The 21066-nt window shown below is 68.5% G+C and carries 18 protein-coding genes; 12 read left to right on the top strand and 6 right to left on the bottom strand.

Annotation, left to right across the window (positions count from 1 at the left end; translation table 11 throughout):
• Positions 1–572: 572 nt before the first annotated feature.
• Positions 573–1250 carry a response regulator transcription factor gene (locus ACTWNK_RS26150; RefSeq protein WP_474307181.1) on the bottom strand — a complete coding sequence of 226 codons (678 nt, stop codon included), beginning with the start codon at positions 1248–1250 and terminating at the stop codon, positions 573–575.
• Positions 1247–2620, bottom strand: coding sequence for a sensor histidine kinase (locus ACTWNK_RS26145; protein ID WP_474307180.1), 1374 nt, complete (start codon positions 2618–2620; stop codon positions 1247–1249). The genes ACTWNK_RS26150 and ACTWNK_RS26145 overlap by 4 nt, the downstream gene beginning before the upstream one ends.
• A 794-nt stretch (positions 2621–3414) precedes the next feature.
• Between ACTWNK_RS26145 and ACTWNK_RS26140 the strand changes: the two genes are divergently transcribed.
• Positions 3415–4365, top strand: coding sequence for an alpha/beta hydrolase family protein (locus tag ACTWNK_RS26140; RefSeq protein ID WP_474307179.1), 951 nt, complete (start codon positions 3415–3417; stop codon positions 4363–4365).
• Positions 4366–4594: 229 nt separating this feature from the next.
• Here the strand turns inward: ACTWNK_RS26140 and ACTWNK_RS26135 are convergent, their stop codons facing one another.
• Positions 4595–6724, bottom strand: coding sequence for a HelD family protein (locus ACTWNK_RS26135; protein WP_474307178.1), 2130 nt, complete (start codon positions 6722–6724; stop codon positions 4595–4597).
• 83 nt (positions 6725–6807) lie between these two features.
• Between ACTWNK_RS26135 and ACTWNK_RS26130 the strand changes: the two genes are divergently transcribed.
• Entirely contained in the window at positions 6808–7449 is a 642-nt protein-coding gene (locus ACTWNK_RS26130) for a TetR family transcriptional regulator (RefSeq protein ID WP_474307177.1), read from the top strand.
• Positions 7450–7479: 30 nt separating this feature from the next.
• Here the strand turns inward: ACTWNK_RS26130 and ACTWNK_RS26125 are convergent, their stop codons facing one another.
• A complete protein-coding gene (locus ACTWNK_RS26125; RefSeq protein WP_474307176.1) occupies positions 7480–8916 on the bottom strand; it encodes a carboxylesterase/lipase family protein in 1437 nt (478 codons plus the stop codon).
• A gap of 592 nt (positions 8917–9508) precedes the next feature.
• Here ACTWNK_RS26125 and ACTWNK_RS26120 point away from each other — a divergent pair.
• Both ACTWNK_RS26120 and ACTWNK_RS26115 read left to right on the top strand, forming a co-directional pair.
• Positions 9509–10153 (top strand): TetR/AcrR family transcriptional regulator, encoded by a 645-nt coding sequence (locus ACTWNK_RS26120; RefSeq protein ID WP_474307175.1) that lies wholly within the window; start codon positions 9509–9511, stop codon positions 10151–10153.
• 912 nt (positions 10154–11065) lie between these two features.
• Positions 11066–11656 carry a TetR/AcrR family transcriptional regulator gene (locus ACTWNK_RS26115; RefSeq protein ID WP_474307174.1) on the top strand — a complete coding sequence of 197 codons (591 nt, stop codon included), beginning with the start codon at positions 11066–11068 and terminating at the stop codon, positions 11654–11656.
• A gap of 560 nt (positions 11657–12216) precedes the next feature.
• On the opposite strand, the gene ACTWNK_RS26110 is transcribed toward ACTWNK_RS26115, so the two are convergent.
• Entirely contained in the window at positions 12217–12732 is a 516-nt protein-coding gene (locus tag ACTWNK_RS26110; RefSeq protein WP_474307173.1) for a hypothetical protein, read from the bottom strand.
• A 122-nt stretch (positions 12733–12854) separates the two neighbouring features.
• Complete coding sequence (locus tag ACTWNK_RS26105) at positions 12855–15140, bottom strand: M4 family metallopeptidase (RefSeq protein WP_474307172.1); 2286 nt, start codon at positions 15138–15140, stop codon at positions 12855–12857.
• Between the two features lie 336 nt (positions 15141–15476).
• Here ACTWNK_RS26105 and ACTWNK_RS26100 point away from each other — a divergent pair, with 336 nt between their 5' ends.
• The 8 genes from ACTWNK_RS26100 (at position 15477) to ACTWNK_RS26065 (ending at position 20997) form a co-directional block, all read left to right on the top strand.
• Complete coding sequence (locus ACTWNK_RS26100) at positions 15477–16130, top strand: dihydrofolate reductase family protein (RefSeq protein ID WP_474307171.1); 654 nt, start codon at positions 15477–15479, stop codon at positions 16128–16130.
• Between the two features lie 130 nt (positions 16131–16260).
• Positions 16261–16482 (top strand): helix-hairpin-helix domain-containing protein, encoded by a 222-nt coding sequence (locus ACTWNK_RS26095; protein ID WP_474307170.1) that lies wholly within the window; start codon positions 16261–16263, stop codon positions 16480–16482.
• Between the two features lie 52 nt (positions 16483–16534).
• On the top strand, positions 16535–17308 hold the full coding sequence (locus ACTWNK_RS26090; protein ID WP_474307169.1) for a MerR family transcriptional regulator: 774 nt from the start codon (positions 16535–16537) through the stop codon (positions 17306–17308).
• A 73-nt stretch (positions 17309–17381) separates the two neighbouring features.
• Positions 17382–18245, top strand: coding sequence for a hypothetical protein (locus tag ACTWNK_RS26085; RefSeq protein WP_474307168.1), 864 nt, complete (start codon positions 17382–17384; stop codon positions 18243–18245).
• On the top strand, positions 18242–18580 hold the full coding sequence (locus tag ACTWNK_RS26080; RefSeq protein ID WP_474307167.1) for a YciI family protein: 339 nt from the start codon (positions 18242–18244) through the stop codon (positions 18578–18580). The genes ACTWNK_RS26085 and ACTWNK_RS26080 overlap by 4 nt, the downstream gene beginning before the upstream one ends.
• A complete protein-coding gene (locus tag ACTWNK_RS26075) occupies positions 18577–18873 on the top strand; it encodes a YciI family protein (RefSeq protein WP_474307166.1) in 297 nt (98 codons plus the stop codon). The genes ACTWNK_RS26080 and ACTWNK_RS26075 overlap by 4 nt, the downstream gene beginning before the upstream one ends.
• Positions 18870–20120 carry an RNA polymerase sigma factor gene (locus ACTWNK_RS26070; protein WP_474307165.1) on the top strand — a complete coding sequence of 417 codons (1251 nt, stop codon included), beginning with the start codon at positions 18870–18872 and terminating at the stop codon, positions 20118–20120. The genes ACTWNK_RS26075 and ACTWNK_RS26070 overlap by 4 nt, the downstream gene beginning before the upstream one ends.
• 220 nt (positions 20121–20340) lie before the next feature.
• A complete protein-coding gene (locus ACTWNK_RS26065; protein WP_474307164.1) occupies positions 20341–20997 on the top strand; it encodes a lysophospholipid acyltransferase family protein in 657 nt (218 codons plus the stop codon).
• The last annotated feature ends 69 nt before the right edge of the window (positions 20998–21066 follow it).

Below are 21066 nucleotides of genomic sequence, written 5' to 3'. Positions count from 1 at the left end.
TGCTGATGATCGCTCCCTCACCAATCCATCGGCCGCCGCACACAAGCGCCGCCTACGCGCGAGCAGCGTTGCTTGCACACACCACATCGGCAGATCCCCTACGCAAGGGCCAGTCTCCCTACGCAAGCACCAGTCGGTAGATGGCTCGAAGCCCATCTCCCGCACAAGGCTGTCAACGCCAGTCTGAACAAGCGATGCTGTCCGATGCCGTCCCCCGTCGGCGAGCCCCGCCACTGTCATGCAAGGGACGGCCCATGAAGGCTCGCGCCACCCAGTCAACGAGCTTTTTCCCATCGTCAGTCTGCCTTGAAAGCCAAACAGGTGCTCGTAAGCCCTTTTGGAGGCAGGGCGCCGAACTCTGCCACCCCAGTCTTGACACGTCGTAGTGCTTTGACGGGGAATCTTCGCATCGAAGGCATCGAAGGCATCGAAGGCATCGAAGGCATCGAAGGGCTGGAGGCTGACGGTACCCGTGGCGGCGCAGAAGCCCGACCCCGAAACCCCAAACCCCAATGCCTGCCAACTCCCGCAGAAGCGACGTCTCAGCGAGGGCAGACCCAAGCCGAGAAGGCTCAGCCAGGCAACACGAGCCCAGTCTCATATGCGAAGATCACCAGCTGTACCCGATCGCGTAATTCCAGCTTGAACAACACCCGGCCCAGATGTGTTTTCACCGTGGCCTCAGCCAGGTGCAGCGCGGTGGCGATCTCGGTATTGGTCTGACCACGTGCCACCCGGACCAGCACCTCCCGCTCGCGCTCGGTCAGTTCCTCAAGCCGCTCGCCCGCAGCCTGTGCCCCGAGGACGGGAAGATGATGGGCGACGGTCTCCAGCAACCGCCGACTGATTCGTGGCGAGAGCGCAGCCTCCCCTGCCGCCACATGTCGAACAGCTGCAAGCAACTCCTCAGGAAGCGCATTCTTGAGCAGGAACCCAGAAGCACCCGCCCTGAGCCCGGCGAATGCATGCTCATCCAGATCGAACGTCGTCAGAATCAGCACCCGCGTACCCGGACACTCGCTCACGATCTGACGAGTGGCCGCAATCCCATCGACGCCCGGCATGCGAACATCCATCAGCACGACATCAGGCCGCAAAGCCCTCGCTTGCCGTACGGCCTCGGCGCCGTCAGCTGCCTCGCCGACCACACGCATGTCCGATTGCGCGTCCAGCACCATGGTGAAGGCCATGCGCAGCAGCGCTTCATCATCGGCCAAGAGGACGGTGATCGCTGAAGGATCGGGCGTCATGTGCTTGCTTCCGGCTTCGTAGGAGGCTGCATTGAGAGCGCCCCGCTCATGCGGCGAGGCATCGCCGCCGGTGCGTTTGCTGGAGAAGGCAGGATCGTCACGGCCTGGCCCGGCATGGGCGCAGAGGAGGTGCGAGCGGATCTGGGCGAAAGGGCCGCTTGCAGGGCGGTGCTGTGCGGCGGCTCGCCAGGCTCCGCGGGGCGGCTTGCGGATGGCCTATCGGGCTCAAGCGGCGTATCGGGTTCAAGCAAGGCTGGGCTTGGGCGCAGGTCAAGGCGGGTAGCGACCCGCCAGCCGCCGCCGGGGAGCGGGCCCGCTTCCAGCGAAGCACCATAGACGGCCGTGCGTTCGCGCATTCCGGCAAGCCCGTGCCCGATCGCTCTCCCAGCAGTGGATGCATGGTGATTTGCGGGCGTCGATCCGTTGTCGGTGACCTCGACGTCGACCCCATCGATGTCGAGCCTTACCCGCACGCTGGCCTGAGTTCCAGGCGGTGTGTGTTTGAGGGTGTTCGTGAGAGCCTCCTGGACCAGTCGGTACGCGGTCAGCTGAGCGGCAGCCGGGACACAGGACGGATCTCCTTCAAGGTCGAGATGGGTGGGAAGCCCGGCCTTGCGCATCTGTTCGGCGAGGTTGGCGAGTTGAGCAACGTCCGGCACGGGATGTCGTTCGGCCTCCGGATCTTCGGCGCGTAGCAGGCCCAGCGAACGTCGCATGTCGGTCAGGGCTTGGCGTCCTGTGGTTGCGATTTGTGTTGTGGCGGCGTTTGCCTTCTCGGGGGCGTGCTGCTGGGCATATCCGGCGGCGTCGGCCAAGGCGACCATGACCGACAGGTTGTGCGTGACGATGTCATGCACCTCTCGGGCGATCCGTGTGCGTTCTTCGGCGACGGCGAGCCTGGCCTGCTGGTCGCGCTCGTGCTCAAGGCGAGTGGCGTGCTCCTGCAGGGAGACCAGGTAGGCCCGCCGGGTACGCATGTTCAGGCCGAGCACCATGGCGGCGGTCGCCATGGCCGCCATCGTGACGACCGAACCCGCGAACCCGCCATCCGGCGCCCAGCGCAGCGAGGCGAGTACAACCCCGACGGCCAGTACGGCTCCCGCCGTCGCCGTACGCGCCCAGCCTGACCAGGCCGCCACCGTGTAGACGGCGACCAGCAAGGCCACGTCCGCCGGTAACTGCACGCCCAGTAGCCACTGCACGAACGCGACCGTGGCGACGACGCCGAACACCGTCAACGGCGCCCGCCTGCGCCAGGCCAGCGGTGCGACCAAGGCCACCTGCAACGCCATAGGCGTTGTACCCGCGGGAACGCTCCCGACCGTAACCACGAAGATCATCGTTGCCAGAAGTGCGTCCCCCACCACCATGGCGCCCGTCCTGCCGGCCAACCGCTTCGGGATTCCGGCGTGCCGCGCACGCTGGACACAACTCACAAGGGACAGTGCGCGGCTCGTCACCGCCTGAACTCGGCTCACGGCGTCACCCTATTCGTCTCGATGCTTCGTGCTGCGGCTTCGACGTCGCCTCGTCGGCCGCAGCGAAATCATCGCGACTTGGAGAGGAGGCGCGCGTCAGACCAGGGTATGAATCGCCGCTCCGATCAGACCTGCGTCCGACGCAGAGACCAGCCCCAGGTCTGACGCGCGATCGCCCGCTCGAATGGCAATCTCCTGAAGGCACAGGTCAGCCAGCCGCAAGGAGGAGTCGCATGGCGGGATCGGCGAAGCAGGAGTGGCAGCGCAGCGCGGATGTGCGGCACGAGGGTGAGGTGGTCGGCTCTGTCGGCCGTGCGAGACGAAGGGGTGTCGGGGCGGTCGCGATCTTCGGTGTGGTGACGCTGCTTGTGGGGGTGTTGGCCGGAGGCGGGCCTGCGGGAGCGACGGCGTCCGCCGCTGCAGGAGAAGAGAGAGCTGTCGCCCGGCAGGGGGCGGTTGGGAAGGGGATCGGAGCAGACGAGGCAGGGCCGATCGCCCTGCGGTTGCCGCCGCCGACTGGGAGCCGGCCTATTGGCACGGTTGCCATGCATCTGGTGGATCGGTCACGTCGTGATCCGTTGCTGCCCAATCGTGGGAAAGGGCGTCCGGTGCCTCCTCGTGAGCTCATGGTGAGCGTCTGGTACCCGGCCTTGACCGTGAGCGGCGACCTCCCCTTGGCTCCCCACATGTCGAAGCTGGCCGCCGCCGACTGGGATCGGCATTCGGCCCCTGGGCTGGGCATTGCGCCGGGTTCGGTCGACTGGGCCGCGACGAAGACGCATGCCAGGGTGGGGGCGCCGGTGGATCGTCGGGCGGGGGTGCTTCCGGTAGTGGTGTTCTCCTCGGGGGATGGAGGTCCTCGCACGCTCGGTACGACGCTGGTGGAGGAGTTGGCCAGCCATGGCTACCTTGTCGTGGCGGTCGACCATACCTATGAAGCCGACCAGGTCGAGTTCCCGGGAGGCAGGCTCGCGCGTGCTGTTCCACTGCCCAAGAAGTTGACCAAACCCGTCATCGACCGTCTAATCGCCAAGCATGCCCGAGCACGGAAGGGTGATCTGACGTTCGTACTCGATCAGCTCACGGTGCTGCGCAAGGGGCGAAATCCCGATGCCGATCGCAGCAAGCTGCCCGCCGGTCTGCTCGGGGCGCCCGACTTGACCAGGATCGGGCTGCTTGGGCAGTCCCTGGGAGGCTCTCTGGCCGCGCAGCTGTCACAGGACGATCGTCGTGTCGACGCGGCGGTCAACCTGGACGGCGGCTACGTGGGGTCGGTCGTCAAGACCGGTACATTCCGTCCGGTTCTGCAGATTGCGGCTGCTGGGTCGGTCGAAAGTACCCGTCCTACCTGGGACCCGTTCTGGGCGGCCTCGACAGGCTGGAAGCGTGAGCTTCATCTGGCCAAAGCCCAGCACGGCTCCTTCACCGATCTCCAGGCGCTTCTGCCTCAGGTCGTAGGCAAGCTGAAGGGCGTTCCGGCTGCTGAACTCATCGGAACTATTGACCCCGTTCGCTCGACTGCTGCGCAGAGGGCCTACATCGCCGCCTTCTTCGGTCAGCACCTTGCCGCTCGGCCCAGCGAGCTCTTTGTGAGGGCGGATCGGCGGTATCCGGAGGTGACCATCGCCCGACGATGACAGTCCTTCCGGCTTCTGCTTGCCGCTCCTGACTGCTGGGCTACCCAGTGCCGTGACCGACCGTCGACCTCGCTGGTGCCGCTCGTGGGCAACTCGGCGAATCGCTTAGGACACGGCTCTGGCTGCCTGGCAGGTGATTTCTGCGCTTGGTTCGCGCGGCACGTGACATCCGGGTGCCTCCGGCCGCAGGCAGTGCGCGAAAGCGAAGGTGTGGACTGCGTGCGGGAGTTCATGTGGAGGTTTGAGGCGCAGCGCCTCGTGGGCTTGGTAGGAGCGTGGTGCCTTGTGCGAGGGAGGTGAGGAAAGCGTGGGGGAGAGGTGTGCTGTGGACGATGTCCAGGCGCGAGACGGCTCGGGTTATGGCTACGTAGAGCTGGTTGGGGCCTCGCTGTTGGGCGTTGGCGATTTCGGCGGGTTCGGCTACCACGACGTGGTCGTATTCGAGGCCTTTGGCGGAGGAGGACGGGATGACGTGGAGACGGCTGTTGTCGCCGGGCTGGCCGATGTTCAGGCCGGCGTCCCAGAGGGCCACGGCCAGGGCTTCGGTCGCGTTGTCGGCCGAGATGACCGCGACCGAGCCGTCGAGCGTCAGCGCTTCTCGTACCGCTTCGACGACGGTTTCCCGTACAGATGGGGTTGGGAGGTAGCGCAGGGTCCCGTCCTGGCGGAAGGAATGGGTTGGTGGTATGTCGACGTCGAGCGTGGTCAGCAGGGCGTTGGCCAGGGCGGCCACCACGCCGGGTACGCGGTAGCCCGTGGTCAATGTGATGATCTGGGCGTCGGGCTTGCCCAGGTGAGTCAGGTGGGTGGTCCAGGATTGGGCTCCCCAGGGGGTCGTGGCCTGGGCGAGGTCGCCGAGCACGGTGAGCGAGCCGTGTTCGCTTCGCCTGGCCACGGCCCGGCACTGCATGGGCGACAGGTCCTGGGCCTCGTCGACGATCACGTGGCCGTGGCTCTGACCTCGGCGCAGCATCCAGGCGGCTTCGTCGAGCAGGACGACGTCGGCCGGGGACCATTTCGCGCTTCGGTACGTTCGAGGTGGCCGGGGCCAGAGGATCGCCTGTTGCTCCTCGGGGGTGAGGAGGTCTTCGGACGCTTGGGCCAAGGTGTGCGGGTCGCTCAGCAGGTCTGTGACGATTTCTTCGGCTCGTACGGCTGGCCAGGTGGGGTTGATGGCCTGGGTGACCACTTTGGTCATGCGTCGGGTCCAGATGCCGTCGGGTGCCAGGCCTCGGGTTTCGGCCTGGCGGCGCATGTGGTCCACGATTCTGGCCACTGCTCGTTCCCGGGCGACGGTGTACGGGGTGGTCGTGCCTTTGTGGACGTGCGGTTCTCGGCGGAGCGCGCTGCCTTTGAGGCGAGCCTCGTCGATGATGCGGCGTACGGCGTCGGCCTCCACGCGCCAGTGGAAGGGGCCGTCGTTGGCTGTGATCGTCTCGGCGGAGTTGGTCGTCACGCGGTTCCAGAGGGCTCGGCGCAGGACATCGGCCATGCGGGCGTCGTGTTTGACCAGGGCCGCTGCGGGGGTGTCGACGCCTACGGGGTCGCCGGGGTGGACGAGGGCCTCGACGGTCGTCTGTTCGACGTCCACCTCGCCGAGGGTGGGCAGGACGGCCGAGATGTAGCCGAGGAAGGCGCGGTTCGGGCCGATGACCAGGACGCCACCCGCTCGGAGGCGTTGCCGGTGGGTGTAGAGCAGGTAAGCGGCTCTGTGCAGGCCTACGGCGGTTTTGCCGGTGCCCGGTGCTCCTTGGACGCAGATGGAGTGCTCCAGTGGGGCTCGTACCAGGTCGTCCTGTTCGGGCTGGATCGTGGCGACGATGTCGCGCATGGGGCCGACCCGGGGGCGTTCGATTTCGGTCGTCACGAGATGGCTGGTGAGGGAGTTGCGGGTTTCGGGAGTCGTGAGGTGTTCGTCCTCGTAGCCGGTCAGGGTGAGGTCGTCCCAGCCGAAGCGTCGCCGTACGGACACGCCTTGCGGGGTGTGGGTGCTGGCTCGGTAGAAGGCGCGGGAGACCGGGGCGCGCCAGTCGATGACCACGGGCTGACTGCCTGCGGCCATGGTGAGGTGGCGGCGGCCGATGTAGTAGCGCTGACCGGCGTGGGAGGTGTCGGAGTGCGGGGAGTCGGCGGGGGTGAAGTCCAGGCGGCCAAAGAAGGGCGGTCCCTTCGGGGCGTCGGCGAGTTGGGCGGCGAGGCTTTTGAGGTGGCGGCCGAGACGTTCGGCGCTGTAGCGGTCGCCTGCGACGCTTTCGCCGACGATGACGTTGTTGCGTGCGCCTTCGAGCATGGCACGTATGGCCTGGTGGCTGCGGGTGAGGTGGGCGCGGTCCTCGTTGAGTGGGTCGTCGTCGATCATGGATGCTCCCCCGGCGATGAGCGCTTACGTAGGTTAACTCGGTTAAGAGATTAACTCAGTTAATGCTTTGCTAGGGTGAGGATATGACTGGTCTTCGTGAGCTCAAGCGGCAGCGCATCCGCGAGGCGATCTCTGTCGCGGCTGTCAGGCTGTTCATGGAGCGTGGGTTCGCCGAGGTGGGGGTGGCCGAGGTGGCGGCTGCGGCGGAGGTGTCGAAACCCACGCTGTTCAAGTACTTCCCGACGAAAGAGGATCTTGTACTGCACCGCATTGCCGATCATCGGGGGGAGTCGGCCCGGGTGGTACGGGAGCGGGCGGCGGGGGAAGGGGCGCTGGCGGCGATCCGACGGCACTTCCTGGAGGGGTTGGAGCTGCGTGATCCGGTGACCGGGCTCAACGATGCGCCTGAGGTGGTGGCGTATCTGCGATTGGTGTACTCGACGCCCAGTTTGGTGGCGCGGCTGTTTCAGCACATGGCGGCTGACGAGCTGGCGCTGGCGGAGGCGCTGGATGAGGCCGGGGGCAAAGATCTGCGAGAAGGAGGGGGAGGTGGGCCGGGGTTGGAGGCGCACCTGCTGGCGGTGCGGATTCTGGGCGTGCGGCGAGTGCTGGCCGAGCGGAATCTGTGGCGATTGGAGGAGGGGCTCACGGCTGATGAGGTGTACCCCGAGGCGGTGGCTGCTGCCGAGTACGCCTTCGGGGTTCTTCGGGGTGAGATGGGGTGATTTTGGCCTTGGGCGGCTGTGGCTGCCGGTTCACCATCCCCAGGCGGCGCGTTCGTCTTCCCGGACGCCCATGACCACTTCGGAGGCGGGGGAGTCGAACACCATGACCGGGCGTTCCGGCGTCCAAGGCGTCCAGCCGGGGGTGCCGGAAGAGGCGAAGGCGACCCAGGTTCGGTGCATTTGGGTGGCCAGCGGTTGGGGGGCCGAAGGGCCGGTCAGGGCTGTTTGGGCGGAGGTGTGGAGGGTGTCGAAGACGAAGCCGATTTCCAGGGCGTGGCAGGCGCCCAGGTTCTGGACGGCGGTTTTCCAGGCGAATTCATACATGTACGTGTTGCTCAGGGGGATTCTGGCATCGGCTATGCGGGTGAGGGGGATGCGGAGGAGAAGGTCGGTGGCCAGGGCGCCCAGGAGTTCGCCGGGGCGGGCTGTGGGGCGGTTGGTGCGGTACAGCTTGGCGATTCGGGATTTGACGCCGAATTTCAGGAGAGCCAGGCGCAGGGTCAGGGGCGTGATCTTGTCCACTACGCCGGTGGGGACGAACCACAGGCGGTACTCCTCGGTATTGGCGCCCATCAGGAGGTCGACGTCCGAGGCCGCGCCTGCGAGCAGGGCCTGGAGCGGGTCGGCGGGTACGACGTCGCCGTCGACGACGATCGAGAAGCCGGGGCCGCCGCCGATCGGACTGGATTTGGCGGTGACGGCCGCCTGGGCGTCGAGGACCTTGTCCCGGTCGGCGGCGGCGAATGCCTCGGCGGTGGCGGGAATGCTCAGATGTGTGGCCATCAGTGTGGTGGTCTTGGCCGCGACCTTGCGCGGGCGCGAGTCCGGCGGGCCGCTTTGCATGATGGCGCGATGCAGGAGTCCGGCGGAGTACGGGCTGGTCAGGAGGGCGGCGATGGCGATGGAGCCGGCCGACTCGCCGAACACGGTGACGTTGCCGGGGTCGCCGCCGAATGCCGTGATGTTGTCGCGTACCCAGCGCAGTGCCGCGAGCAGGTCGAGCAGGCCTCGGTTGTCCGGGGCGTCGGGGAAGACGCCGAAGCCTTCGATACCGAGGCGGTAGTTCACCGAGACGAGTACGACGCCGTCGCGGGCGAACGCGGTTCCGTCGTAGAGGTCGAGGGCGTTGGAGCCGTTGCGCAGGGAGCCGCCGTGGATCCACACCATGACCGGTAGGGCGTCGGGGGTGAGGGACGGGGTCCAGATGTTCAGGTTCAGGCAGTCGTCGCCGGGGATGTCCGGATCGGGGAGGAGTTCGTCGAGTGGCGGGCGGTAGGGGCGTTTGGGGGCTGTCGGGCCGTACGTGAGGGCGTCTCGTGTGTCGTCCCATGGGGTGGGTGGTTGGGGGGCACGGAAGCGGTGCTCGCCGAAGGGGGCGGCGGCGTACGGCAGGCCAAGGAAGGAGGTGATGCCGTCGGTCGTGGTGCCGCGGACCTTGCCTTGGGCTGTGGAGGCGATCGGGTGCATGAATGAGAGCCTACCGATCGATCGGTTGGGGCGGCCAGTGCTCGTTTCGGCTTGGTGTTGGGGTGGGTGGTTGATTTCGTGGTCACTGTCTGCGATTGGCGATTGGCGGGCGGTGGTGCGGGGTGGGGTGGGGGTGTCTGTTTTGTCGTTGTGCTGGATTGCTGTGGTTGGTGCTAGGAGCTGGGGGATGGTGCGGGTGACTACGTCCGTTGGGGTTCGGGGCCTGTGTCGTTTCAGGTCGGAGTGGTCTATGGGGGGCGGTCGATCGACTCGATGGTCTGCTGTAGTTGTTTGGGTTGCTTGCTGTCGGCTTGCGGGGGTTCGTCCTTGTGAACCTTGCGGGCCTTGCCCGGCAGGAGTGGATCACCTGATGCGAGGGGCTGCTCGCAGTCGGGGGCGTGGTGCTGCATGTGCGTGATGAACGTCTTTCCTGGTTGGGCAGAGTGTGCAATCTGGCGGGTCTGGCGAGTTCGCCTGGTGGGGGCGGTGAATCGGTTCGGGAGGGAGGCGGGGAGGGGTTCTCTGGTCGGGGGTGGTCTCGGTTGGGTGAGAATGGGCTGCGGGTTTGTTCAAGCGATCGATCGGCAGGGGTATGAGCATCTCTACTGACCAGCGGCGTGTTGTTGCCCATGAGGTACGGCTGCCGCCGGGGGTGCGGGTGGCGGGGACGCAGGGGCGGATTCTGGGGGAGGCGTTGCGGCTGTTCGCTGAGTGGGGGTTTCACGGGACGTCGATCCGTGATTTGGCGGAGGCGTGCCAGATCCGGTCGGCCACGCTCTATGCGCACTTTCCCTCGAAGGAGCATGTGCTCGCCGAGCTGGTACGGGCTGGACATGAGGGACACCATGTCAGGCTCAGGCGGGCCTGGCTCGGGACGCATGCCGATCCGGTCGAGCGGCTGCGGGCGCTGGTCAAGGCGCATGTGTTGGTGCATGCGGAGTACCCGTTGCTTGCGGTCGTGGCCAACAATGAGTTGCATGCTCTGTCGCCGGAGTTGGCCGCTCCGGTGTTGCGCCTGCGCGCTGATGGCAGGCAGATGTTGCTCGACGTACTTGAGGATGGGGGGCGGGCGGGTGTGTTCGACCTGCCTGACGCCTTTCTTGCGGTGACTGCGATCAGCGGTATGGGGATGCGTGTGGCCAACTGGTACGGGAGTGAGCTGCCGTATTCGCCTGAGGGGATCGCTGACACTTATGCGGAGTTCGCGCTGCGTATGGCGGGGGTCGCCAGGTCGTAGGTTCGTTCCTTGGGTTCTCGTTTGGTCGATTGGTTGGGCTGTTGGGGATGGTGGTGGCGAGTGGTCGCAGGTTGTGGGGCGCAGGGCGCGAGACGCGGGACTCAAGGCGCGAGGTGCGGGCGTGGGCGGGAGGTGCGGGTTCAAAAGCGTGGAGTGCGGGCGTGGGCGTGAGAGGTTGAGTTAAGGCGCGGGCGTGGGGGCCGGGCGCAAGGCGGGGGTTCGAGGCAGGGCGCGGCGCGGGTGAAGGTGCGGGGAAGGTACGGCGCTCAAAGTGCGGGGTGGGCGCGGGGTGTGAGTGCGGGGTTCAACGCTCGGGGCTGCGGGTGCGGGTGATGGGGTGGCTCAATCTGTTGAGGCTTTGTGGGGGAAAGAGTCGGTCGGTGGGCCCGTGCTGTCGCAGCTCATTCCGTAGCGGTTTGGGGCCGAAGCAGGTTTCGGCGATTCAAGGGCAATGTGTGGGGATCCGGCTGGGGCGGCGGGTTTCGTTGCTGGCGTGGCCGACGGCTGCACGGTTGGCATCATCGTGGGCGAAGGGGCGAAGGGGCGAAGGGGCGAAGGGGCGAAGGGGCGAAGGGGCGAAGGCAGAGGGTGGAGGGTGGAGGGTGGAGAGGGGAACCGAGACTTGGTTCAGTTGAGTCAGGAAGTATGCGCTGGGCTGGGGGATGGGTGATCTTCAGAGCGTCCGCTTGCCGCTAGCGCTGCATCCCGTCAAGGTTGCCCGCCAGCCGCCAGCCGCCAGCCGCCAGCCGCCAGCCGCCAGCCCGTCTGTCCGTCTGCCGCCTGTGCCAACCCGGTCGCGTCTCTTAGGCGGTTGCTTGTTTCAGCCCGTCTGGGGTCCAGTGCGGGCGCGTCTCCAGCCCGTAGCCGTGTGCTGCGCCTTGGGGCGAGCCTGGTGACGGTAGGTTGCGCAATATGAGCAGTGACAAGGGGCCCGATCCTAAACGGCGTAGTGAGCGTTCGCGGCAGGCGATTCTTGTGGCGGCTCATGAGTTGGTGGCTGAGGTGGGGTACGCGAAGGTCAGTGTTGAGGCGATTGCGGGCAGGGCGGGAGTGGGGAAGCAGACCATCTATCGGTGGTGGCCTTCCAAGGCGGCCGTGGTGTTGGATGCGTTTCTGGCCACGCAGCCGGGTGAGGTCGTGTTGCCTGACACCGGGGATTTCGCCGCCGATATGGGGGCGGTGTTGCGGGCGACCGTCGCGGAGTTCAATGATCCTCGGTTCGAGAGTACGTGGCGGGCGCTCAATACCGAGGTGCAGTCCGATCCACTGGTGGCCGACGACTGGCTGCGTCGTGTCCTGTATCCCACGTTGGCCGCGGTCAAGGCGCGGTTGCGTACGGCTCAGGAGGCGGGGCAGGTCGATCCGGACGCCGATCTCGATCTGGCCGTCGAGCTGATTTATGGGCCTTTTCACTATCGGTGGCTTTTGCGTACCGGGCCGCTCACCGATGCCTTCGCCGACGAACTTCTCCGTCTGGTCCTACGTGCCCTGGCCCCCGCCTGAACGCTGTCTGCCAGACCTCTCCGCCTGAACGCTGTCTGCCGAACATCGTCACAGTGGTGGTCTTGCTGTCTGACGTCCGGGCAGATGCCGCGCGGCTGTCGGCATTCGCGTCCGGGCCTCCGGTTGGACTCCATCGCGGCGCCCCTCGATATCAGGGCGGGGCGTATGCCGTGCGGTTGTCGCCTCTCGTGCCCTGGTCTTCGTCGTCTGGGCGGCGGGATGTTGGTTTCGTTCCCCCAGGCGGAGTTGTCGCCCCTTACGCCCCCGCCCTCGTCTGGGTGTCGTCGCGGTGGCGGTGTATTCCAGGTGTGGCTGTCGTCCCGTGTGCGCCGGCCTCCGTCGGGATTTCGTCGCGTCGGCGTCATCTCCAGGCACGGTCGCCGTTTCGAGCGGCGTCGTGGTGGCGTAGTTCTCCAAGCGCGGCCGTCGTCCCCGGCTTCCGTCGACGCCCCGGCCTCCGTCGACGCGTCGTCGTGATGACGACGTGCAACACGCGCGCGACCCCCTGCCCGTACCGACGTACCACCGCGAAGAGAAGCAACAGCCCGCGAACGAAGTGCTCACCGCACCGACCCCTCCAGCACGTCACCCCCCCAAGCCTCCAACCGCTCCTCCAACCCCTCACTCCCGTCAAGCACATGACGCACGAACGCCTCCCTCTCGTGCGCCAACAGTGCCGCCTCCCACACGCATGGTGCCAACCCCACCCGCCCGGGTCGCAGTGTCTCGGGAAGCCCGGCCTGGCCTACGAAGACCGCCAGGTCCGACATGTGGCCCTCGATCCAGGAGTGGATCAGGACGTAGTCGCCGTCGCCGCCGGCGTGCACGATGAGTACGGCCAGGCCGAGGGTGCCTCGGGTGCGGCCGAGTGCGAGGGAGGAGGCGGCCAGGTCGAGCATCGTCTTGCGGTCGCCCTCGGTCACCGACCTGCCGGGCGCCTCCAGGGCGTACACCTTGACCAGGTGCCCGGCGACCGTGTGTACCCCGAGGGAGCGCGAGGTCCTGGCGTGGTGCCCGTCGGCCAGGGCGAGCAGGGACTCGGCGTCGACGGCGTACGCGGTGTTGTGATCTTCCATGCCGCCATCATGCGGCCTGGAGCCCTCACTCGGAAGAGGGGCGGAACGACGAGGGCTCGACCTCCCGAAGGAGATCGAGCCCAGGTCACTGTCTAGGTGCTAGGTGCTACGTGGCGGTTCGCCTAGAGGCGCTGCCACAGGGCGGGGACGTTCGGGGGCTCCCAGCCGGGCAGGGAGGTGTGGCCCTGCAGGCATCGGTAGTTGACCCCGTTGTAGGTCACCTGCGCGCCGGTCGCGTAGGCGGTCCACGTCTGCCAGGTGGTGCCCTGGCCGCCGGTCACGGTGAGGCTGAACGTGGCCGAGCGGTCCACGCTGGCGCCGTCACCGTTGATGGTGATCGAGTAGGTGTTCGGGGCGACGGAGGCGCCCACGGAGATGTTCACCGTGGAGGTCTGGCCCGACTGGATGTTGGCGGGGCTGAAGGAGACGCTCACACCGGCGGGGGCGCCGGTGGCGGTGAGCGCGACGGCCTGGGCGTTGCCGGAGGTCACCTGGGTCTGGACGACCGTGCTGGTCTGCCCGCCCGCGGCCACGGAGGCCGAGGTGGGGCTGAGGCCGAGCGAGTAGTCGTCCTGGCCCTGGACCTCACCGATCCGCAGCGTGTAGCCGACCTGGCGGTCGACCGAGGCGCCGTCGGCGAGCACGGTCACGGGGTGGTTGCCCTGCGGGCTGGAGGCCGAGGTGTTCAGGGTCAGCGTCGAGGTCTGGCCGGAGGAGATGGTGGCCGGGCTGAACGACGCGGTGACACCGGCGGGCAGGGGGCCGGTCGACAGCGTGATCTGCTGAGCCGATCCGCTGGTCGTCGTGGTCCTGACCGTGGTGGTCGCACTCTGGCCCGGGTCGACGGAGCCGGAGGCGGGGTCGAGCGTGACGGTGTAGTCGTTGCTCTGCGTGGTGCAGGTCGGGTCACCGGCGCGCGGGGCGAGGTTGATGCCCTTCCAGGCCTCGAGCACCACGTTGAACTCGGTGCAGCTCGGCGCGAAGAGGGTCTTGGCGGCGTTGAGCGTGGCCACCCTGACCTTCAGGTGCGTCCAGGGCGAGGTCTTGTTGTTCAGCGCGGTCATGAAGACCTGGCCGGCCTTCTGCACGCCGATACCGGTGATCGAGGGGCCGTTGTCGCAGCGGGTGCTGGCGCTCGTACCGGCCGCGGTCAGCACGAACCAGTGGTTCTGCGGACCCGCGCCCGCGTGGACCTCGGGGAAGGAGCCGGTGTAGCAGTTGGGGTGGCTCAGCTGCGAGGGGTTGGCCATGTTGCGGATGGCGCCACCGGTGCCGCTGCCCAGGCCGGTCTCCTCACCGACCAGCCAGTCCGGCGGGTCGTTGGGGTTGTTGGCGTAGTTCTCGGTCAGGGCGCCGAAGATGTCGCCCGTGGACTCGTTCAGGCCGCCGGACTCGTTGCCGCTGCCGGCACCGCCGGGGGTCGTCTGGAAGATCGCGTGGCCGTACTCGTGGCCGACGACGTCCATCGGGGTGAGGTTCTTGCGGGCCGTACCGGACTTGCCGTTGTGGCCGTAGTTGGTGTAGCTGCCGTTCCAGTAGGCGTTGGCCTCGGCGAGACCGACCCGAGCCGGGAAGGTGCGGCCGTTGCCGTCGACGCCGTTGCGGTTGAGCCATGCGCGGAGCATGTCCCATTCCTTCTGCGCGGCGTACAGCGCGTCGGCGCAGGCGGTCGGCAGGTCGGCGGCGCCGCCGTTGCCCAGCGCGCCACCGGAGACCGGGTAGGCAGAGCCGCCCTGGGCGCCACACTGCAGGCCCGGACGGGTGGAGTCGACCGCGGAGGTGGCCGAGGTGTCGATCGTGACGGTGCCGTTGTGGTGGCCGTTGCCGGTCGTGTCGCGCACCAGGTCGATGCTCTCGATGACCTTGCCGGTGTTGGCGTCGACGTACACGTGCAGGACGTTGGGGTTGGTGGTGGTGACCACGGTCTCCCAGGCCAGCAGCGCCTTGCCGGTGCTGACGTGCACGGTGAGCTTCGGTGTGCTCACACCGGTCACCCGGGTGGCGGTGCCACGAGCGGTCACGGCCGCGGTGGCGGCGTTGACGGCCGGCTTGGTCGAGACGTTGATCTCGCTACGCTGGCCGGTGACGACGGAGTTGATCACCGAACCGCTGGCGTCCGTGCCGACGACGACCTCGCCGCCGGTGACGGGCAGGCCCTTGTAGGTGCGGTTGTAGGTGAGGAACTGCAATCCCTTGACGCCCTGTACGGCGCTGGCAAGCTGGAAGTCCTCGCTGGCGGTGGCGTGCAGGGCGCTCGCGTTGGTGAGCAACGCGCCTTCGCCGGTGGAGATCGCCAGCTGACGAGGCTGTGCTGGTGGTTCTGATTGGGCCTGCGCACTCGCCAAGCCCGTGTGGGTGAGGGCTAACGCGAGCACGGCGGCAGCCCCCAATTTGATCTTGGGGTTCACTCGTGGCTCCTTGTGGGGGGTGAACAGCGGGAGCCCCGGCGTCCGGGGTTCTACCAGTGGACACTGTCCCCTCATCAACAGGTAACCCAACACTTTGTCATATCGCCGGGATATGGCGCTTCGTAGTGCTTCTACCAGGCACGATGGGCCGTGCGGCCGGTCAGAGCCGTTGGGGGTGGCCGGCCTGTTTGGACCCAGCCGACCTGCGGTTGCGTGGTTTGCGCCCCCATGACCGAACAGGTGCGACCGGCCGATCGTAAGAGGGCCTGAAGCGGACCGTAAGAACGGCCCGGCATTGTCGTCTTCACAAGCCGGACCGCAGCAAGGGAGAACATCATGGAGATCAGCGTCAACACCTTCGTCACCCTCGACGGCGTCATGCAGGGCCCCGGCGGCTTCGAGGAGGACCGCAGCGGCGGCTTCGAGCGCGGCGGCTGGCTGGTGCCGCACAGCACCGAAGGCCAGCTCGACCCGGTCGACGGCTGGTTCCGCAAGGCCGACGCCTTCCTGCTGGGGCGTACGACGTTCGAGATGATGCGCGGCTACTGGTCGCAGGTGACCGAGCCGGACAACCTGGTGGCCACGGCGCTCAACACCTGGCGCAAGTACGTCGTCAGCGACACCCTCAGCGACGCCGACGCCGCCTGGGGCGACACGAGTGTGATCCGCGGCGACGTCGTCGAGCGAATCCGCGAGCTCAAGGCGCTGCCCGGCGGCGAACTCCAGGTCCACGGCAGCTGGCGCCTGGCGCGCACCCTGCACGACGCCGGACTGGTCGACACCTATCGCCTGCTGCAGTTCCCGGTCGTCGTGGGCCAGGGCAAGCGCCTGTTCGCCGAGGGCGCCCTGCCCACCAGCTTCCGCGTCACGGAGTCGGCCATCCTGCCCGGCGGCTCGGGCGCGATCAGCCTCACCCTGCGCAAGACCGCCACGGACACCAACACCACGGCCGCCTTCACGGTCGACGGCGGCAACGAGTCCATCGCCTGACGGGCGAAGGAGCGGGGATGCCCGCGCTGCGCTACAAGCCGTGTGGAGTTCGGCCTTGACCGTCGCCTCGTCCTGCCGAACCCGTCGCGCGATAGGTTGGTGGAGACGCGTACGAGCAGAGGAGGACGGTATGCCCGCATCGCAGGAGGACGCGCTGCCGGTGACCGAGTTTCCCCGGCGTACGGGCAAGACCGTGCAACGGGTGCTCGCACTGCACGGCTACACCACGTTCGCCGACCTGACGAGCGTCTCGGCCGCCGAGCTGCTCGAGTTGCACGGCATCGGCAAGAAGGGCATCGCCATTCTCAGGGAGGAGCTCGCGGCGCGAGGACTGGCCTTCGCGGGCGAGTAGCCGTCGGGTCCGGCGTTGACATTGACGTAACGTCAACGTCTGTAATGGCCGCATGAGGATCGGAGAGCTTGCCGACCTGGCGGGGGTCTCGACCAGGACCGTGCGTCACTACCATCATCTCGGCCTGCTGCCCGAACCCCGGCGGCTGGCCAACGGCTACCGGGTGTACGGTCTGCGCGACGCCGTCGTGCTGGCCAGGATCAGGCGGCTGTGCGAGCTGGGCCTGTCGCTCGACGAGGTCGCAGACGTCCTGGCGGGCGACGGCGACAAGGAGTTGCGCGAGGTCCTGCAGGGCCTGGACGCCGACCTGGCCAGGCAGCAGGCGGAGCTCGGCGAGCGCAGGGCCAGGCTGGCCGTACTCCTGGAACGCGAGAGCCTGCATCCCGACGACCCGGTCTCGCCGGAGATGGCGGCGTTGTTCGGCGCGCTGGAGGGCGGGCAGGGCGGTGTGGCGGGGATGCTGCGGCGCGAGCGGGAGTGGCTGGCGCTGTTCGACACCGCCGCCGCGCCCGCCGACAGGGAGCGGGTGACGCGGCTGCTGGCCCCGCTGGCCGCCGACGCCGAGCACGTGGGCAGGGTCGCCGAGCTCTACCGTGCCATGGACGAGATCGCGGACGCCGACGCCGGAGACCCCCGGGTGCGTGAGCTGGCGGTGCGGCTGGCCGCCGTGGTGCCGGTCGAGCTGATGAGCGAGCTCGGCGTGGAAGCGGGGGCCGTGCTCGACGACTCGGCCTTCACCGACGCGCTGTACGCCGACCTGGCGCCCGCGCAGGCCGAGGTCCTCCGCCTGGCGATGACCATGATCGTCGAAGGGCCGGGGCGATGAGCCGCCCTCCTGCTACCGGGCGAAGGGGTGGACCGATGAGACGCCTCCTGCTGCCGGGCCGAGGTGCGGGCCGATGACACGCCTTGTGCGGACGGCCGCCTACCTTCTGCTGCCGGGTGAGATCGTCCTGCTGGTCTGCCTGCTGGCCGGGGTCGACGTGCCCACCGGGGTGATCGTCGCGGCCGAGTGCGCGATCGGGCTGCTGCTGGTCGCCGAGGCGGGTGTGCTGGCGCACCACACCCGCCTGGCCAGGCGTGAGGGCCTGTCGCGGCGCGCGGCGTTCGGGCATGCCGTACGGCATGCGGTGCCCGAGCCGCTGCGGCGCGTGCTGCGGCACGAGGTGCGGCTGCTGGGGAGTCTGTGGCTGCTGGCCGCACGGCGCAGGCACGGGGTGGGGGCGGGAAGCGCGGGATTCGGGTACGTCAGGGACGCGCGGGCGATGGTGTTCGGGCTGATGGCGGCCATGGTGGTCGAGGGGGTGGTCGTCGGCTCCATCCTGCCGTGGCCCCTCGTGCGGACCGTGATGGCGATCCTGCACGTGTACTCCATCGTGTTCTTCGCCGCCCTCTACGCCTCCGCCGTCACCAGGCCGCACGTCGTGGACGACGAGGAACTGCGCCTCAGGTACGGCGCCGCGTTCGACCTGCGGGTGCCGCTGCGGCTCGTCACCGCCGTTCGGGCCGAGCGGCGCTACCACTCGGGCGGCCTGATCGAGCTGGCCGACGGCAGGCTGGACCTCGTCGTGTCGGCGCAGAGCACGGTCACCGTCGAACTGAGCGAGCCGATCACCGTCACCAGGCCGCTCGGCCGAAGCGGTCAGGCCCGCCTGCTGCGCTTCCATGCCGACGAGCCGGGAAAAATCATCGAAGAGCTGTCGATCCGCAGGGCCGCCGCGCGACATGAGGGCGAACCCGAACCACAGGAGGGACACCGATGAGATACGTACTGCTGGCCGTGGGCGACGAGAGGGAGTGGGCGGAGGCGAGCCCGCAGGAGCGCGAGCGCGTCTTCGCCGAGTGGGGCCGCTTCGACGCCCTGCTGACCGAGCACGGCTGCGGCCTGGGCGGCGACGAGCTGGCCGACTCGGCCAACGCCACCACCGTCAGGAAGAACGCCGACGGCTCCTTCCTGGTCACCGACGGCCCCTACGCCGAGGGCGTCGAGCAGATCGGCGGCTATGTCGTGGTCGAGGCGGCCGACATGGCGCGGGCGCTGGAGCTCGCGGCGGCGCTGCCTTCGGCCGGCGTCGAGATCAGGCAGGTGATCGCATGAGGTACCTGCTGCTGACCTACACCGCGGGGGCCGGGCACGACGAGGCCGCGCACAAGGAGTTCACCGGGCTGCTCGGCGAGCGCCTGCAGCACGCCGGGCTGCTCGCGCCCGCGGGGGAGGCCATGACGCTGCGGGGCGAGACGGCGGCGCGGGAGTCGTTCGCCCCGACGCCCGAACGGCTCAGCGCGTACTACTCCGTCCTCGCCTCCGACCTGGACGAGGCCATCGAGCTGGCCGGGCACTGCCCTGCGCCGATCGTGGAGATCCGCCCGGTGGTGGAGTACCAGGAGTGAGTGACGAGGCGGTCGAGCGGGCCTACCGCGGTCATTGGGCGCGGCTGCTGGCCATGCTCACCGCCGAACTGCGTGATCTGGACCTGGCCGAGGAGGCGCTGCAGGAGGCGTACACGGCCGCGGTGAGCGCCTGGCCGCCCGAGCCGGACAATCCGCCCGCCTGGCTGCTGACCGTGGCCAGGCGGCGCGCCGCCGACCGCGCGCGGCGCGGCGCGTACGCGGCACGCCGGGCGCCGCTGCTGGTGGTGCCCGAGCCCAAGGACCCGCACGTGCTGCGCGACGACAGGCTGCGTCTCGTCTTCACCTGCTGTCACCCCGCGCTCGCACCCGAGGCCAGGGTCGCACTGACGCTGCGCTGCGTGGCGGGGCTGAGCACCCGCCAGATCGCCAGGCTGTTCCTGGTCGGCGAGGCGACGATGGCGGCCAGGCTGACCAGGGCCAAGAAGAAGATCCGCCAGGCCGCCATCCCGTACCGGGTGCCCGAGGGCCCCGATCTGGCCGCCAGGCTCGACGGTGTGCTCGCGGTGATCTACCTGATCTTCACCGAGGGGTACGCGGGGACCGAGGGCGGGCTGGTGCGCGCCGAACTCGCCGAGGAGGCGATCGCCCTGGCCCGGATGCTGGCCGACCTGCTGCCCGAAGCGGACGAGGTGCGCTCACTGCTGGCATTGGCGATGCTGCAGCACGCCCGCAGGGACGCCCGGCTCGACGCCGACGGCGTCCTGGTCACGCTGGCACGCCAGGATCGCACGCGCTGGCACCGCGACGAGATCGACGCCGCCCTGGCCCTGCTCACCCCGGGGCCGCCCAGGCCGTACCTGCTGCAGGCGGCCATCGCGGCCGAGCACGCGAGGGCGGCGACGGCGGCCGACACCGACTGGGCGGAGATCGCGGCGCTGTACGGCGTGCTGGAGGACATGAGCGGATCGGCCGTGGTCAGGCTGAACAGGGCCGTCGCCGTGGCCGAGTCGCGCGGGCCGCAGGCGGGCCTGGCCCTGCTGGCCGGTCTGGAGGAGCGGCTGCCGCGCCACCATCTGCTGCCTTCGGTCCGCGCCGAGCTCCTGACCAGGGCCGCGGCACTCGAACCTGACGACGCGGCCGCCTGTGAGCTGCACGAGGAGGCGGCCGTGCAGTACGGCAGGGCGCTGGAACTGGTGGGCACGGAGGCCGAGCGCGCCTTCCTCACGGCGCGGCTTCGCGCAACTTTGTCGAGACTCGGGGCGCAATCTTTGGCCCTGATGGAATAGCGACCCCCGGATGTCCGTTAGAGTCGAGAGGCCGATGTGGTCTGTGTCCCCCGGGCCGCAAATTACCGCCTTCACGGAATACCGTTCGGCTGGAGCCGTGTTGTGCACCTCGCCGAGGAGGCGACCGCCACATCGGCCTTAGGCTCCACCAGGCGCCCCGCTCTCACGAGCGGGGCGCCTGCTTTATGGTTGGGTGCGCCCGTCGATCCAGGAGAGCCCGTTGCTTTATCAGGTCGTGAAGATCGTCTCCTCCACTGCCGCGCACGCGCTGCTGCGCCCGCACATCTCGGGGGCCGCCCATGTGCCGGTGAAGGGGCCCGCGATCCTGGCCGCCAACCATCTGTCGGTGATCGACTCCTTCCTGCTGCCCGCGCTGCTGCCCAGGCATGTGACGTTCGCCGCCAAGTCCGAATACTTCAACGGCAATCCGGTCTCGGCCGCCTTCATGCGTCTCGGCGGCAGCCTGCCGACCGACAGGGACTCGGCGGGCGCGGCGCAGAAGCTGCTCGACGGCGCCGCCGACCTGCTGGAGCGCGGGGAGCTGTTCGGTATTCATCCCGAGGGCACGCGTTCGCCCGACGGGCGGCTCTACCGGGGCAAGATCGGCGTGGCGTGGCTGGCGTTGAAGACGGGCGCTCCGGTGCTGCCGGTGGCGCTGTCGGGCACCGAGAAGGTGCTGCCGGTCGGCGCCACGGTGCCGCGCATCGCAAAGGTGGGCATCACGATCGGCAAGCCGCTGGTCTTCGACGGCGACCACAGGAGCGCCCGCGACCGGCGCCGGGTCACCGACGAGGTGATGGCGGCCATCCAGGAGCTGTCCGGCCAGGAGTACGTCGCCCAGTACGCCGCCAGCGTCAAGGCGGCCGCCGGGGCGTGAACCGGCCTCGGCGCGGAGGGGGCGCATGAGCCTGCCCCGGCCCTGAGAGGCGTGTGAACCGGCCTCGGC

Source organism: Nonomuraea sp. IBHARD001 (assembly GCF_056106265.1).
Note: the sequence above shows the minus strand (reverse complement) of the source record. Positions and strands in the feature narration are given on the sequence as shown.